This is a genomic window from Peribacillus faecalis, from assembly GCF_014712675.1.
In the GTDB taxonomy this organism is placed as follows: Bacteria; Bacillota; Bacilli; order Bacillales; family DSM-1321; genus Bacillus_AD; species Bacillus_AD faecalis.
The window spans coordinates 19573-36103 of sequence record NZ_JACXSI010000001.1; the positions used below are offsets into that span (position 1 = coordinate 19573).

The following is a 16531-nucleotide window of genomic DNA, read 5'->3' on the forward strand; positions in this document are numbered from 1 at the left end:
AGTTTAATACCTCGGCTTTCTGTCTCTAATTTCAGCTAAAAATTCCAAATAATGATCATATCTGTATTGCTTAATTTCTCCGCTCTCTACCGCCTCTTTAACGGCACATTTCGGCTCTTTATCATGCAAACAGCCCCGGAATTTGCATTCTTGGCTTTTCTCGCGCATTTCCGGGAAACAATCGGATAATTCCCCTTCATCAATTGTAAAATCAAGGGAAGAGAATCCCGGAGTGTCTGCAACCAACCCTTCTCCAATTGGAATCAGTTCGACATGACGCGTCGTATGCTTCCCACGACCTAAATGTGAGGAAATATCGTTTGTTTTCAATTGCAGTTCCGGATCTAACGCATTCAGCAAGGAAGACTTTCCAACACCGGATTGACCGGCAAATACGCTGACGGATTCCCCGATAAACGGCTTTAACTCTTGCATTCCTTCTGCTGTAACAGAAGATGTCGTCAAAACATCGTATCCTGCTTTTTCATAGTCTTCTTTGTATTGCATAATTACCTGCTGTTCGCTTTCTGAAAGCAAATCAAATTTGCTTATGACAATAATCGCCTGGATGTAGTTGGCTTCAATCAGCACTAAAAATCTGTCTAGCAGCAAGGTACTGAAGGCCGGTTCAACCGCCGAGAAAACGAGAATCGCTTGGTCAACATTGCTGATTGGCGGGCGGACGAGCTCATTTTTACGCTCTTTTATTTCTAAAATATAGCCCTCTTGCTCGTTTTCATATTGGTAAACAACGTCATCTCCGACAAGAGGCGTAATTTTCCGTTTTCGGAAAACTCCTCTGCCACGGCATTGAATTGTTTTATCACCGTCTTTAACATAATAAAACCCGGCCAACGCTTTAATAATTTTACCTTCAGGCATAGCTTCACTCCTAATATTAATTCCCCGTTGAATATTGTATCGTTTGCTCACTTATTTGACTATCGTCTCTCGTAACTTTGTATCTGGCAACCGAGTCCGGAGCAATTTGTACCGTGTATTGCTTTGTTGTCGTTTCTGTTATTGAAAAAGTATCTGCAGGCACCGTTATATCTCTTGTCATATCTTCAATATATATAATGACTTGCTGCGGCTCTCCTTCAACTTCCGGCGCATATGGAATCGTTATTTCTATCGTTTGCTGCTTAGGAGGCAGTTCTTCTTTCCCTTTAGAAATAACCACTTTTACAGTGCTCCCTTTATTCAACTTTGCACCAGCAGCGGGATCTTGTTTTATAACTAAACCTTCATTAACTGTATCTGAATACACTCTATCGGAAACCGTAATATTAAATCCAGTTTTAGAGGCATATCCTTTTAAAGCAGCTTCATTATAGTTGCTCAAATCATCCAGCTCAATCTTCTGCGATCCTTTGCTCACCGTCAGTTTGACTGTCGTCTTAGAAGGAACAACTGTTAAATTATCCGCCGGCGATTGTTCAATAACATCACCGGAAGGAACGGTATCACTATATTCCTCAGTCACAATAATATTTTCCTCTTCAAATCCGAGATTTCCAAGAAGTCTTGTAACGACATCAATATTTTTTCCGACATAGTTATCCAATTCGACTTCCTTTGGACCCATACTGACCGTCAAATTAACAGCAGTACCTTTTTTAACGCTTCTTCCAGCTTTCGGGCTGGTGCTGATAATATGATTCGCTTCCACTTCATCGTTTTCAACTTCTATTTCGTCTCCTGCCTCAAGTCCTTCTGCCAGCAAAATCTCAATAGCATCTTCAAGAGTTTCTCCTGAGACATCAGGCACTCTTACCTCTGAAGGAGTCAACAGTCTCGGCAAAACAGTCAAAGCCAATACAATAAGTAAACTTAAAGTGACGAGTATAATCAATAATATCTTAGTCAGTTTTTTCTTCGGCTTTTTCTCTTTTTTATTCTTCTTTTTCTTCTTCGCCTTCTCTTTTCCGGACTCAGCCGTATCATTGTCCGCAGTTTGTCTAGGCACACTTTTTATTGCCGTATCGTCTTTTGCGACAATGGTATCATCATAACCAGGGACAACAGTATGCTCGGTTATAATCGGCATCGCCTTTGTTGCATCCATATCTTCCGGAATGACAAATGGCGGTTCATCCAGGCGATTAGGCATAAGAGCTGTACTTAAATCCTCTTTCATTTCATGAACACTGTCATATCTGTGAAAAGGATCCTTTGCGGTTGCCTTCAACACGATATTTTCTACACTTTGAGGAACAGACGGGTTCCATCGTTTTACAGAAGGCGTTGTCGTCTGCAAATGCTTTAAAGCAATCGAAACAGCAGATTCGCCGGAGAAAGGCAACCTCCCTGTCAACAACTCAAACATGACAATTCCCAATGAGTAAACATCGGATTTTTTATTAGCCATTCCGCCTCTGGCTTGTTCAGGAGACAAATAATGAACGGATCCTAATACAGAATTTGTTTGTGTGATCGTCGTCGCACTCAAAGCTGTCGCAATGCCGAAATCGGTAATTTTCACGTTATCATTATCGTCAATCAATATATTTTGTGGTTTAATATCACGATGAATGATTCCATGCTGATGGGCATGTTCGATTGCTGACGTCACTTGCTCCATAATATGTAGCGTTTTTTCGACCGGAATATGGTGATATCTTTGAATGTATTGCTTCAATGTCATTCCTTTTACATATTCCATAACGATATAATAAATATCTTTCTCTTCACCGACATCATATATATTTACAATGTTCGGGTGGTCTAAACTTGTGGCAGCTTGCGCTTCACGATTAAAACGCCGGATTAACTCTTCATCATTAGCAAAATCCAAGCGCAATATTTTGACGGCAACTTCTCTTTCAAGAATCATATCCTCTGCCAAATAGACATTGGCCATTCCGCCTCCGCCAATCATCTCGGCAATTTTGTAACGGCCATTAATACGTTTGCCGATCATCATGACGTTTCCACACCTTCTGCAGCTTGATCATATTGTAGCAAAACAAGCGTAATATTATCTTCCCCGCCGTAGTCGTTCGCCTTACTCACAAGCAAATCTGCCTTCTCCTCAAGCTTCATATCCTGCTCAAGCGCTTCAAGGAGCTCCTGATGGCTGACTTTATTCGTCAAACCATCAGAGCTTAATAGTAAATAATCGCCTTCTTCAAAAACAATTGTCTTGCAATCAAATTGGACATTCGGTTCAGTTCCTAAAGCACGAAGCAAAACGTTTTTTCTTGGATGATGTTCCGCATCTTCACGACTGATTTGACCAGTCCGAACGAGTTCGTTTACAAGCGAATGATCCTCGGTAATTTGTTTAAAGCCGTTTTCATTGTAAAGGTAGCAGCGACTATCACCAATATGAGCAATAGTCGTAAACCTTTCTGTACATATTGCCGCAACAAGTGTTGTACCCATTCCTTGGCATTCGTCATGTGCTTGGGCATGATTAAAAATAGCTGCATTAACTTGATTGATTTGTTCACCTAACCAGCTTTCCGCACTTGCCGGATTAGACATCGCTTCCTGCTCCGCCCATTGCTGCTGCAAATACGTGACAGCCATACTGCTCGCTACATCTCCAGCACGGTGTCCGCCCATACCATCAGCCACAACAACAAGGATTTCTCCTGCTTTATTGAAAAAATATCCGCCATCATCCTCGTTGTGTGACCTCACTTTGCCTCGGTCTGTTTTAAAAACAGCCTTCATTCCAATCACCTCGTCTCTTCTTTTCTCTCTTTCGCACGAAGTTGTCCGCATGCTGCATCGATGTCATGCCCTTGCTCTCTGCGAACCGTAACGTTAACGCCTCTGCTCTTCAATGTTTTTTCAAACAGAGCAATTTGTTCTTTCGGCGTTCTGACATAGTCACGCTCCGGCACATAGTTTACAGGTATTAAATTCACATGGCATTTTAAGCCTTTAATTAAATCAGCCAGTTCAATCGCATGCTCGACTTGATCATTTTCTCCTCCGAACAACCCATATTCAAACGTAATTCGGCGTCCGGTTTTATCCACATAATATCTTACCGCTTCCATCAGTTGTGGCAGCTTGTATGCACGGTTAATTGGCATTAGCTTGCCTCGAAGTTCATTGTTTGGTGCGTGAAGTGAAATCGCGAAATTAATTTGCAGATTTTCATCAGCAAATTGATAAATTTTCGGCACAATTCCACTTGTCGATACAGTAATATGTCTTGCCCCGATATGCAAACCTTTTTCATGGTTGACAATACGAAGGAAGCTCATCATTTCATCATAGTTATCAAACGGCTCGCCAATGCCCATAATTACGATAGAGCTTACACGCTCGTCCATTTCATCTAGAGCTTGCTGTACTTTAACAACTTGAGCAACAATTTCACCCGCTTCCAGATTTCGCTTTAATCCGCCTAATGTAGAAGCACAGAATGTACAGCCGATACGGCAACCGACCTGTGTAGTCACACAAACAGAGTTTCCATAATCATGTTTCATTAATACTGTTTCAATAGAATAGCCATCATGCAGCTCGAATAAAAATTTCATTGTTCCATCAGCTGATGTTTGCTGAATAAGCGTTTTTAATGTTGTTAACGTAAAGTGCGCATCAAGCTTGTCACGAAGCGATTTTGATAAATTCGACATATCTTCAAAGCTTGCAACTCTTTGTTTATATAACCATTGCAAAATTTGATCAGCACGGAACGGCTTTTCTCCATTTTCCTTTAACCATTCCTTCAGCTCATTAGGCTCAAGAGAATAAATTGACGGCTTATGTGTTTCTTCTGTTGCATTCTTTTGTTTCATTTGTTATTCCTCTTTTCTAAAACAGGCGATAAAAAACCCGTCACTTTCAATATCTTGCGGGAAAAGTTGCAAGCAGTTGTTTTCTACTAACGGCTTCACTTTATCAGGCAAGCGGTCCATTAATTTTGAATCTAACTTAAATTGCGGATGCTCGGCCAAAAATGCCTGTACAACCCCATCATTTTCCTCTTTGTCTATTGTACACGTACTATATACTAATGTGCCACCTTGTTTAACTAAAGGTGCTGCTGCGGATAAAATATTTTCTTGAATCGTTGCCAGGCGGCTAACGTCTTCTGCACTTTTAGCATATTTTGCATCCGGCTTTCTTCTTAAAACACCAAGACCTGAACATGGTGCATCGACCAATACTTTATCGAATGATTCCGCGTCGAATTTTTCCTTAACTTTTCTGGCATCGAATGCGTATGTCGTGATGTTATTCAATCCTAGACGCTTTGCTGTCTCGTTAATCAGCTTCACTTTATGCTCATGCAAATCCAGTGCGACTACTTGTCCATCCGTCAACTTCTCTGCGATAGAAGTTGTTTTGCCTCCAGGCGCTGCACATGTGTCAAGCACCGTATCATTACCGTTTGCTCCAAGTGCGTATGAAACCAGCATTGAGCTTTCATCTTGAATCGTAAATAGCCCGGCTGCAAATGCTTTAGAGTGCGCCATATTGCCTTGCAAGCAGATAATGGCTTCCGGAATAACTTCACTCGCTTCGACTGAGTAGCCCTCTTCCTCTAATAACGCGATCACTTGCTCACGACTCGCCTTCGTCGTATTGACCCTTGCTGTCTGCCTTGGAGCCTGCAGGTTTCTTTCACACATTTCCTTTGTTCTCTCAATGCCATATTGATCGCCCCAGCGTTTCACTAGCCACATAGGTGTACTAGTTTCCACACTGACTCTTTCAATCGGATCGGCAATTAGTTCAGTTGAAGGTACACCTTTTCGCTGAACAGAACGAAGAATGCCGTTCACCATGCTGGCAATCCCTTTATGACCGCGCTTTTTGGCGATTTCTACTGCTTCGAACAATACAGCGTGGTCAGGAACCTTATCTAAATATTGCAATTGATAGAGTGATAATCGCAGCAAAACCATTACCCATTCTTCAATTTTCGTACCCTTTTTAATAAACGGTTGCAAATAATAGTCCAATGTCAGTTTCCTTTGAATCGTTCCGTATGTCAGTTCCGTCAACAAACGGCTGTCAGCTGGCGATAACTGATTTTTATTAATAGTCGTGTTCAATAATAGATTGCTGTATGATTGATTTTTCTCAACGGATAAGATTAAATCTAATGCAAGCTCACGAACAGTCTTTTTCATTGCTTTCTTGCTCATGATTCAGCTCCCAGTTTTTCAGCGATTGAAAGTTGTAACCCTGCACCACGCAAGTAATCATAGCTAGACATTTTCTTTTTGCCAGCAGGTTGTAGTTCAGTAATTTTAATGGCTGTATCATTACCTGTTTTTACTATGAATCCGTCTTCTTCACGACTAATAATTTCACCTGGAGCTGCTTCTGCTTGGCTTGCTACTTTCTCAGCCTTCCATACTTTCAAGACCTTATCTTGAAGCGTTGTATAAGCGACAGGCCATGGGTTTAAGCCTCGAACTTTATTGTAAATCTCTTCACCTGGAGCAGACCAGTCAATCTTTTCTTGCTCACGTTTAATATTAGAAGCAAAAGTAGCTTTCGCATCGTCTTGAGGAATGCCCTTCAGTTCACCGGCAATCAGCTTCGGCAATGTTTCCGATAAAAGATCCGAACCAATTGCGCTCAACTTATCATGCAATGTTCCTACATTATCATCCTCAGCAATTTCAACTGCTGCTTGCGTTAAAATATCACCTGCATCCAATTTTTCAGCCATATACATAATTGTAATGCCCGTTTGTTTTTTGCCTTCTAAGATTGCATAATGAATTGGCGCTCCGCCTCTTAGTTCAGGCAACAATGATGCGTGAACGTTAATGCACCCAAGCTTTGGCGCATCAAGCAGCTCCTTCGGCAAAATTTGTCCGAAAGCCGCCGTCACAATTAAATCCGGCTGCAAAGCTAAGATTTGATCCAAATCCTCGCGATTACGGATTTTTTCCGGCTGATAAACCGGAATGTTATGCTTTAATGCCTCTACTTTTACAGGCGGCGGCGTTAAAACGCGCTTTCTTCCAACAGGACGATCCGGCTGTGTCACGACCGCAATTACTTCATAGCCGTCGTTTAAAATCCTTTGCAATACCGGCACTGAGAAATCCGGCGTTCCCATAAATACGATTTTTGTCATTCTTCTTCAAACCCTTCTAATTCTGCTTCATCAATATAACGTGTAACCTTTGTTGTAAATAGAACACCTTCTAAGTGATCAATCTCATGCATAATCGCTCTCGCAAAAAAGTCCTCCGCTTCGACAATATACGTGTTGCCTTTACGGTCTTGCGCTTCTACTTTTACATAGTCTGCTCGCTCCACTTCGCCGTATAACCCCGGAAAGCTTAAGCATCCTTCCACATCCGTTTGAGAACCCTTCATTTGTAAAATTTTCGGGTTGATCATTTCAAGTGTGCCTGTTTCTTCATCTATTTCAACAATAGCGATTCTTTTTGCGACATTGACTTGCGGCGCTGCCAAGCCTACGCCATCATGTTCGATCATTGTATCGTACATATTATCTAACAGCTTTGCCAATTTTTTATCGAACACAGTCACAGTTTCACATTTTCTTTCTAAAATATCGTTTGGATATTCTACGATTGGTAATACAGCCAATTCATTTCCTCCTAAAACTTCACTTTACATCATCATTTGCGGGTGCAAATCAACATTGATTTGCAGACCCTTTTGTGCCATTTCCTGGCGATAATGCTCCATAATATTGCGTAGCAATTCATGAAGCTGCGGTTCCCGCTTGTATTTTATCAAACATTGGTAGCGATATCTATTATTGATTCGCGGGATTGGTGACGCAGACGGTCCGAGTATGATTGCTTGCTGCGAAAGACCTTGTCGCAAATAATGAGCAATCCGATCAGCAACGCCAACCGTTTTCATTAAATCTTCATGAGAAATATTAATCATCGCAATATAATAATACGGCGGATAGTGATTTAACCGCCGTATGTGCATTTCATGGGCAAAAAAATCATCGTAATATTGTTTCGCAGCCAAGACTATCGAATAATGTTCCGGCGTGTATGATTGTATAATTACTTCACCGGGCTTCTCATGCCGGCCGGCTCGGCCGCTCACTTGCGTAAGCAATTGAAATGTTTTCTCCGAAGAACGAAAATCAGGCAAATTCAGCATCGTATCGGCAGATAGAACTCCAACTAAAGTGACATTGGCAAAATCAAGGCCTTTAGCAATCATTTGCGTGCCTAACAGTATATCCGCTTTTCGATCCTGAAACTGCTGAAGCAGCTTTTCATGGCTGCCTTTTCGGCTCGTCGTATCGACATCCATCCTGATTATCCTCACATCGGGGATCAGCTTAATTAATTCTTCTTCCACCTTTTGCGTGCCGGTCCCAAAAAAACGAATTGCTTCGCTTCCACATGCCGGACAAACAGAAGGCATTCTCTCCTCATAGCCGCAATAATGACATTTCAGCATTGAATTATATTTATGAAAGGTTAACGAAATATCGCAATTCGGGCAGTTCGTTACCTCACCGCAGCTTCGGCACATAACGAATGAGGAATGACCGCGCTTATTTAACATGAGGATAATTTGCTCATTTTTCTCGATTTTTTCATGTATTTTATCCAATAAAAGCTTAGAAAAAACGGAACGGTTTCCGGAACGGAGCTCTTCGCGCATGTCGACAATTTTGACAGACGGTAGCGGCCGGCTGTTGACTCGGCTTTTTAGCTCCAGCAACTTATAAACGCCTTTTTGCGCTCTTGCAAATGACTCCAATGTCGGTGTCGCGCTACCGAGAATGACCGGACATTGATGATATTCTCCCCGTTTAATCGCCACATCCCTGGTATGGTAACGCGGCGTTTCTTCTTGCTTATACGTCGCTTCATGCTCTTCATCAATAATAATAAGACCAAGCTTTTGGAACGGTGCAAAGATTGCCGAACGGGCTCCGACTACGACTTGCACTTCTTTCCGAAAAATTTTGCGCCATTCATCATATTTTTCTCCTACTGACAGACCGCTGTGCAGCACAGCGACGCGGTCGCCGAATCGTCCTTTGAATCGCTCGACCATTTGCGGCGTTAAAGAAATTTCAGGAACCAACATAATCGCTTCCTGCCCTTTCTTTAAAACTTCATCAATGCTTTGCAAATAAACCTCTGTCTTTCCACTGCCGGTAACACCTTTAAGCAAAAATACTTCATGGCGATCCTCATCAATACTTCCCTTTACGATATCGAACACTTGCTTCTGTTCTTCAGTCAGCGGCAAATGATTGCTTTTCTCAAAAATTCTCTCTTTAAAAGGGTCGCGATAAACTTCCGTTTGGATGATTTGAACAACACCTTTTTCAGCTAGGGCTTTAATGACGCCATCACCGCAGTTCGTCCTTTCGGCTAACTGTTGAAATCGAATTGTTTCCGGATGCTCGATAAAATAATCAATTAGATAGCGCTGTTTTTTCGCGGTAGGGCTGATTGTCTCTTTAAATGCGCGAAGCTCTTCTCCCGATAATAGCACTTCTACACTTCGCTCTGTCTTTCTATTCAGCTTATTTCCCACCTGATAATGAACTTCTAAGTGGCCAGCCTTCAATTCTTTTTGAAAAAGCTTCGCATATTCATGGTTCATCGCTGCGTCAAAATCGACCATTTCTTGATGAAGAAAATACTTTTGAACATGCTCATCAAGACTATTCATCGGACCTGTCAGACGCAAAAACTTCTTATACTTCGCCTTCAAGGCAGCAGGCAACAGCGCCTGGTAGGCGATTATTTTCAAACATAATGTTTCCTTCGTCAAATAATCGCCCAGCTCAAGCAGTTCTTCTGTTAAAACAGGCTCAAAATCAAGGATAGAATCAATTTTTTTCAACTTGTCTAAGTTGACGTCACTGCTATCCTTCATGGAAACGACAAACCCTTGAACTTTACGCGGACCGAACGGAACCACGACTCTCATGCCGGGCGATATAATGCCGGCCCACTTTTCCGGAACTGCATAATCATATGCATTATCCGTCTGCCTTGTCGGCACATCTACAATTATAGATGCAATATCCATTGCCATCAGTCCTTTACACCAACGTAACAAATTTCCTAACTATTCTCTTCGTTCAGCTAATAGTTTTGCGCTTTCGTTCAATATTTCTTTCGCCACATCATGCTTGCTCAAAATCGGCAATTCAATCTTGCTTCCGTCTCTTTTGAACATTGTGACGATATTCGTATCGCTTCCGAATCCGGCGCCTTTCACTGATACATTGTTAGCGACAATCATATCCACATTTTTCTTCTCAAGCTTTTGTTTCGCATACTCCTCGACATTTTCTGTTTCAGCAGCGAATCCGACTAATACTTGTGAAGTTTTACGTTCACCTAATGTTTTCAAAATATCGATCGTCCGTTCCAATTCAATAACTAAATCGCCATCTTTCTTTTTCATCTTTTGGTCATGAACAAGCTTCGGACGGTAATCGGCAACAGATGCACTTTTCACTACAAGATCTTGTTTATCGAATTGGGCTGCGACTGCTTCATACATATCCTGCGCAGAGCGGACTTTAATAATATTTACATTCGGTGGCGGACTCAGTTGCACTTCACCGGATACTAATGTCACATCAGCGCCCATTTTTGCCGCTTCTTCGGCAATCGCATAGCCCATTTTACCTGTCGAATGATTCGTGATAAAACGGACAGGATCGATTCTTTCTTTCGTCGGACCTGCTGTTACTAACACTTTCTTGCCGCTTAATGGCTTGTCTGCATTCAAGGCAGCATAATAATTCTCCAAGTATTGAATAATATGTTCAGGCTCAGATAATCTGCCTTTTCCTGTATAGCCGCACGCCAAATAGCCTTCTGCCGGCTCAATCATGCTGTACCCGTAATCAAGCAATGTGTTCATGTTTTTCTGGACAGCAGGGTGAGAGTACATATGCACATTCATCGCAGGAGCAATAAATACATCCGCTGTTGTAGCAAGCATAATAGTCGAAATCATATCGTCAGCAATACCGTTTGCGATTTTCCCAATAATATTAGCTGTTGCCGGAGCGACTAATACCAAATCAGCCCAGTCTGCTAAATCGATATGAGCGACGACTTTCGGGTTGTTTTCTTGAAAAGTGCTTGTATATACTTCGTTTCTTGATAATGATTGAAACGTTAATGGTGTTACAAATTCAGTAGCTGATTGGCTCATGACAACCTTTACTTGTGCGCCTGCCTGAGTCAGCTTGCTTGTTAAAGCGGCTGCTTTAAACACGGCAATCCCGCCGGTTACACATAGCAAAATTTTCTTATTGTTTAGCATCTGAAGATTCCTCCATTCTATACTGCTTCTATTATGAATGATGCGCCGTGTTTTTTCATCCATTTGAGAGAGTTTATTGCTGTTTTTTCTTATTAATCTTGATTAGGCGATTATGTTGATTTCCGCTGCTTAGCGGACGCTTTCCGCGGGGCATGCGCCAATCCTCTTCGTCGCTATTCGCTCCTGCGGTGTATCTGCCTGCATGCTTCATCTGAGCAGGAGTCGCCGCCCTCCACTCCAATCAACATCAGCATATACAGCCTGCATGCTTCACTCAACAAATGACATATAATAAAATCTACTCATAAATAATACCTATGTAAGTTGAAAGAGGTTGACCAGAAAGCGTATAGCGCTTCATAGTCAACCTCTTTACTATAACTGCTTATTCGTTTGCGTGCACTGCTTCTTTTTCTACAGGATCAGTTGTATATGTTAAAATACCTGCGTTAATTTCTTCCAATGCTTTACCGACGCTTTTATATGAAACCGGCTTAGCAATTTTTTGGTCGTGGTTAATTTGCATTTTGCGGGCGCGTTTAGCAGCTACCGATACAAGCGAGTATTTTGAATCAATTTTTTCTAATAACGAATCAATAGAAGGATATAACATCTATTATTCAACCTCCAACATTTTCAAATATCTTTTTGCAACATATTCTCGATTGCAGTGTCCTGCAACAACAATGGATTTTATTTTATCACAAGCTGACTCTACTGTGTCATTTTCTACAACATAATCGTATAAATCCATCATTTCTATTTCTTCGCGCGCCGTTTTCAAACGGTTGGCGATGACTTCATCTGATTCCGTGCCGCGTCCGATAATACGGCTTTCAAGCTCAGAAAGACTCGGCGGCGCAAGGAAAATAAATAAAGCTTCCGGGAATTTCTCGCGTACTTGACGAGCCCCCTGCACTTCGATTTCCAAAAATACGTCTTTGCCCTTTGCCAGGGTTTCACGAACGTAATCAACCGGAGTGCCGTAATAATTGCCGACAAACTCCGCATATTCCAACAGCTTCCCTTGTTCAATCAACGCTTCGAATTCTTCTCTTGTTTTAAAGAAATAATCGACGCCATCGACTTCTCCCTCACGCGGTGCGCGTGTAGTCATGCTGATTGAGTATTCAAAGGCTGTATCATGTTGCGAAAACAGCGCTTTTCGTACAGTCCCTTTACCAACACCAGACGGTCCTGATAATACAATAAGTAAACCTTTTTCTTTCATGTACCTTATCCTTCCTCTACACTATCATCTCTGCCATGCAATCTTGAAGCAACCGTCTCAGGTTGAACAGCCGACAAAATAACATGTTCACTGTCTGTTACGATAACAGCTCTTGTTCTCCGGCCGTATGTGGCATCAATCAGCGCCCCTTTGTTCCTTGCTTCTTGAATGATTCTCTTAATAGGAGCAGACTCCGGACTTACGATCGAAATGATTCGATTAGCTGATACAATATTCCCAAAGCCTATATTAATTAACTGAATCGTCATAACCGTCCCCCATTATCGTAATAGTAGTGTGACCTTTGCAGAGATGCTGTAAACAATGATTATTCTATATTTTGAACTTGTTCCTTTATTTTTTCAAGTAAACTTTTCATTTCAACTACTTGCGAAGCAATTTTTGCATCGTTTGCCTTTGAGCCAATCGTATTTACTTCACGATTCATTTCCTGAACAAGAAAATCCAATTTCCGCCCGATTGCCGCATCGCTCTCAATTGTTTCATATACTTGAGACAAATGGCTTTTCAATCGGGTAATTTCTTCATTGATGTCCGCCTTATCGGTAAAAATCGCCACTTCATTCAGCATTCTTGTTTCATCTATGATTCCGGAAGCAAATTCTGTCATTCTCGTCTGCAACCTTTGCTTATATTGCTCAAGCACTAACGGAGCGTATTCTTTTACTTGATCAGCAGCATCGGAAAAATTCTTCAATTGTTCGGCAATATCTTCCTGCAGACGCATTCCTTCTGCCTTTCTCATTGCTAGCAATTGCTCTCCAGCTTGCTTGACTGCTTCCATAACTAGTTCTTCTACTTCACTCGTATTTGTCTGCTCCTCATGAATGTGGAAAATCCCTTCAAGATGAGTGATATTTTGAAGAGCATCGTTGGGATGAAGATTGTACTTATATGTAACCTCGTTTAAATGAGACATATATTGATCAAGCAAAGACCAATCCACTTCCAAACGTTTAGTGAGCAAGCCTTCTCCATCAATGGTGATGAATATTTCCGCTCTTCCTCTTCTTATGTATGTAGCTAGCAATTTCTTAATCTTGTCTTCAAGTACAAGCAACTGGCGGGGCATCCGGACGTAAAACTCCGAAAAACGATGATTGACTGTTTTCACTTCCGCTCTTACTTTAAGCCTTTCGCTTTCACTCGTCCCAAGACCATATCCGGTCATACTGACAATCATTCCAATCACTCACTTCCAATTACCAACCTAAGCAATCTTTAATATATACAAATAAAAAGGCAATAGAGCACACTCTACCACCTTTTACAGTATAACATAAATTATTTAGTTTTTCTTAATAAAAAAGAGCCGGCCAGTAAAAATGTCGGAAGTGCTGCTAATGCAATCACAAGCAGCCAGTCACGCGGGTGAATATAAAGCGTACCGAAGATTTCTTGTAATGGCGGATAATAAATAACAATTAACGCCATAACCAGTGAAATGATCACTGCCCATACCAAATACATATTGCCAAAAGGATTTCTCGAGAATATGCTGATTTCGCTGCGGCAATCAAAAACGTGTATCAATTGTGCCAAAACTAAAGTAATAAAAGCAATGGTTTGTGCATATTCCAAATCATTCGGATTGTTATTCAATGCTGTCATAAACGCTATTAGTGTAACGCCTCCGATTAAGAATCCACGTGAAACAATTTTCCAGCCTAAACCGCGGGCAAAAATACCTTCCTTCGCATTTCGCGGTTTTCGTTTCATGACATTTTCCTCCGGCTGATCCAAGCCGAGTGCCATCGCCGGCAATCCATCAGTTACAAGGTTCACCCAAAGTATTTGGATAGCGGTAAGAGGCAAAGGCAAGCCAAGAATCATCGCGAACAGCATTACCAATATTTCTCCTACATTAGAAGCGAGCAAGTAACGAATGAACTTACGGATATTCTCATATATATTGCGTCCTTCTTTAATGGCTGCTTTAATTGTCGCAAAATTATCATCGAGCAATACAAGTGATGAAGATTCTTTCGCGACATCCGTACCTGCTATACCCATCGCAATGCCGATATCTGCCGACTTGATTGCCGGAGCATCATTGACGCCGTCTCCGGTCATCGCGACAACATGTCCTTTATTTTGGAGCGCCTTGACTATTTTTAATTTATGCTCTGGCGATACACGAGCAAAAACAGCAACATCTTCTACGATGTCCTCAAGCTCTTTCACATCCATCTCATTCAGTTCCCGACCTTCAACAACTAACTCATTGTCAGTAATAATGCCGAGCTGTTTGGCGATAGCAGTCGCAGTTGAAGCATGATCCCCCGTAATCATAATTGTTTTGATACCCGCTTTCTTACACTCTGCTACCGCATCTTTTACTTCCGGGCGAGGCGGATCAATAATCCCTTGCAAGCCGATGAAGGTTAATCCCTTTTCTACTTCGCCTTCTTGAATATGGCTTCCCGGAGGCTGAATGGATTTGAAACCGATCGCAATCGTCCGTAAAGCCTGGGAAGCTAAGTTATTTATAGCAGCTTGAATTTTCTCGTTAAAATTCTTGTTTAATCCTTCGACTTTTTCATCCCATAAAATTGATGAACACTTCCCAATCAGAACATCAGGAGCTCCTTTCGTCACAACAAAATGTTTGTTATGGGCATCTTTCACAATGACACTCATCATCTTGCGGGTTGAATCGAATGGAAATTCCTTTACGATGGTAAACTGTTCTTTCAATTGTTCTTTCGTAATACCTGCTTTAATCGCAGCGATATGCATCGCGCTTTCAGTAGGACTTCCTTCAATAAAAATGTGTTCGTTATTTTTTTTCATTTCAGACGCGTTGCATAGCAGACCGAACGTCAACAGCTGTTTGATTGATTTTGTAACTTTAGCCTTCTCATCGCCTTCTTCAAAAAAATCGCCGTCCCATTCTTTTTCTTTTCGCGTCACTGTCCATGTTTTGCCGCTATCCCAAAGAGCTGTTACCGTCATTTTATTTTGTGTAAGTGTGCCTGTTTTGTCAGAACAAATAACAGTAGCACACCCTAATGTTTCGACTGCCGGCAACTTTCTGACAATCGCTCTTTGTTTAATCATTCGCTGGACGCCGAGCGAAAGCGCGACTGTGACGATAGCCGGCAAACCTTCCGGAATCGCTGCGACTGCTAAAGAAACACCGGCGAGCACCATTGTATAGACATCGTTCCCTTGAATGATTCCTAATCCGATGACAAGAACGGTCAATATTAATGCGGCAAAAATTAAAATTTTTCCTAGTTGCTCTAATTTATGCTGAAGCGGAGTAATCATTTGCCCTGCTGTTTGCAGCATGTTGGCGATTTGCCCCATTTCCGTTTTCATCCCTGTAGCGGTGACAATGCCGACCCCTCTTCCTCTCGTAACCATCGTGCCCATGAAAGCCATATTATGCTCGTCACCGATACTGTTTACGACTTGAAAGTTTGGATCTGTCACTTTATTGATTGCGACAGATTCTCCGGTCAGTGCCGACTCCTCTATTTCCAACGATGCCTCATCAATAATGCGAAGGTCTGCTCCGATTCGATCACCGGTTACAAAACGGATAATATCGCCAACTACCACTTCCTTAGAGGAGATGCGTTCCCACTCGCCATTCCTCAGCGCCTGCACTTGCGGAGTCGACATCTCCTTTAGGGCATCTAAAGATTTTTCCGCCTTCCATTCCTGAACGAATCCCATTATTGCATTCATAACAAGTATGGCAATAATGGCAATCGCATCGACATACTCCCCGAGAAAGCCGGAGACGAGTGTCGCCGCTAATAAAATGAGCATCATGAAGTCTTTAAATTGCGCAAAAAACATGAGCAGAGCAGATTTTTTCTCGGCTTCTTCCAGCTCATTAAGGCCATGTTCCTCAAGCCTTTTTACAACTTCCTCATCGGTTAACCCTTTTGTGATATTCGTTTTTAAGGCAGCTTCCAGCTGGGCTGTGTTCATTTCCCTGTATAACATGTACTCCTTCACTCCCCCAATCGTAAAACAACCGTTAGTTGTCCTTCTTAAACCATGCATATTCAGACAAGCCTTAAA

The 16531-nt window shown here is 41.8% G+C and carries 14 protein-coding genes; all 14 read right to left on the reverse strand.

The features are described 5' to 3' along the window. Positions 1-3 precede the first annotated feature (3 nt). Positions 4-882, reverse strand: coding sequence for a ribosome small subunit-dependent GTPase A (gene rsgA, locus IEO70_RS00090; protein WP_190996323.1), 879 nt, complete (start codon positions 880-882; stop codon positions 4-6). 16 nt (positions 883-898) lie between these two features. Next, positions 899-2926, reverse strand: coding sequence for a Stk1 family PASTA domain-containing Ser/Thr kinase (gene pknB, locus IEO70_RS00095; protein ID WP_190996324.1), 2028 nt, complete (start codon positions 2924-2926; stop codon positions 899-901). After that, positions 2923-3681, reverse strand: coding sequence for a Stp1/IreP family PP2C-type Ser/Thr phosphatase (locus IEO70_RS00100; protein WP_190996325.1), 759 nt, complete (start codon positions 3679-3681; stop codon positions 2923-2925). The genes pknB and IEO70_RS00100 overlap by 4 nt, the downstream gene beginning before the upstream one ends. Before the next feature lie 5 nt (positions 3682-3686). Beyond that, positions 3687-4763 carry a 23S rRNA (adenine(2503)-C(2))-methyltransferase RlmN gene (gene rlmN, locus IEO70_RS00105; protein WP_190996326.1) on the reverse strand — a complete coding sequence of 359 codons (1077 nt, stop codon included), beginning with the start codon at positions 4761-4763 and terminating at the stop codon, positions 3687-3689. A gap of 3 nt (positions 4764-4766) precedes the next feature. Then, on the reverse strand, positions 4767-6119 hold the full coding sequence (gene rsmB / locus IEO70_RS00110; RefSeq protein WP_190996327.1) for a 16S rRNA (cytosine(967)-C(5))-methyltransferase RsmB: 1353 nt from the start codon (positions 6117-6119) through the stop codon (positions 4767-4769). Further along, a complete protein-coding gene (gene fmt / locus IEO70_RS00115) occupies positions 6116-7066 on the reverse strand; it encodes a methionyl-tRNA formyltransferase (RefSeq protein ID WP_190996328.1) in 951 nt (316 codons plus the stop codon). The genes rsmB and fmt overlap by 4 nt, the downstream gene beginning before the upstream one ends. After that, positions 7063-7548 (reverse strand): peptide deformylase, encoded by a 486-nt coding sequence (def, locus tag IEO70_RS00120; protein WP_190996329.1) that lies wholly within the window; start codon positions 7546-7548, stop codon positions 7063-7065. The genes fmt and def overlap by 4 nt, the downstream gene beginning before the upstream one ends. Before the next feature lie 24 nt (positions 7549-7572). Continuing rightward, the gene (gene priA / locus IEO70_RS00125; protein WP_190996534.1) at positions 7573-9987 is read right to left on the reverse strand and encodes a primosomal protein N'; all 2415 of its coding nucleotides are present in this window, start codon (positions 9985-9987) and stop codon (positions 7573-7575) included. A 39-nt stretch (positions 9988-10026) separates the two neighbouring features. Next, the gene (gene coaBC, locus IEO70_RS00130; protein ID WP_190996330.1) at positions 10027-11241 is read right to left on the reverse strand and encodes a bifunctional phosphopantothenoylcysteine decarboxylase/phosphopantothenate--cysteine ligase CoaBC; all 1215 of its coding nucleotides are present in this window, start codon (positions 11239-11241) and stop codon (positions 10027-10029) included. A 385-nt stretch (positions 11242-11626) separates the two neighbouring features. Beyond that, the gene (rpoZ, locus tag IEO70_RS00135) at positions 11627-11854 is read right to left on the reverse strand and encodes a DNA-directed RNA polymerase subunit omega (protein ID WP_190996331.1); all 228 of its coding nucleotides are present in this window, start codon (positions 11852-11854) and stop codon (positions 11627-11629) included. A gap of 3 nt (positions 11855-11857) precedes the next feature. Further along, complete coding sequence (gmk, locus tag IEO70_RS00140; protein WP_190996332.1) at positions 11858-12472, reverse strand: guanylate kinase; 615 nt, start codon at positions 12470-12472, stop codon at positions 11858-11860. Between the two features lie 5 nt (positions 12473-12477). After that, entirely contained in the window at positions 12478-12741 is a 264-nt protein-coding gene (gene remA, locus IEO70_RS00145) for an extracellular matrix/biofilm regulator RemA (protein ID WP_190996333.1), read from the reverse strand. Positions 12742-12800: 59 nt separating this feature from the next. Next, entirely contained in the window at positions 12801-13676 is an 876-nt protein-coding gene (locus IEO70_RS00150) for a YicC/YloC family endoribonuclease (RefSeq protein ID WP_190996334.1), read from the reverse strand. A gap of 101 nt (positions 13677-13777) precedes the next feature. After that, complete coding sequence (locus tag IEO70_RS00155; RefSeq protein ID WP_190996335.1) at positions 13778-16453, reverse strand: cation-translocating P-type ATPase; 2676 nt, start codon at positions 16451-16453, stop codon at positions 13778-13780. Between the last annotated feature and the right edge of the window lie 78 nt (positions 16454-16531).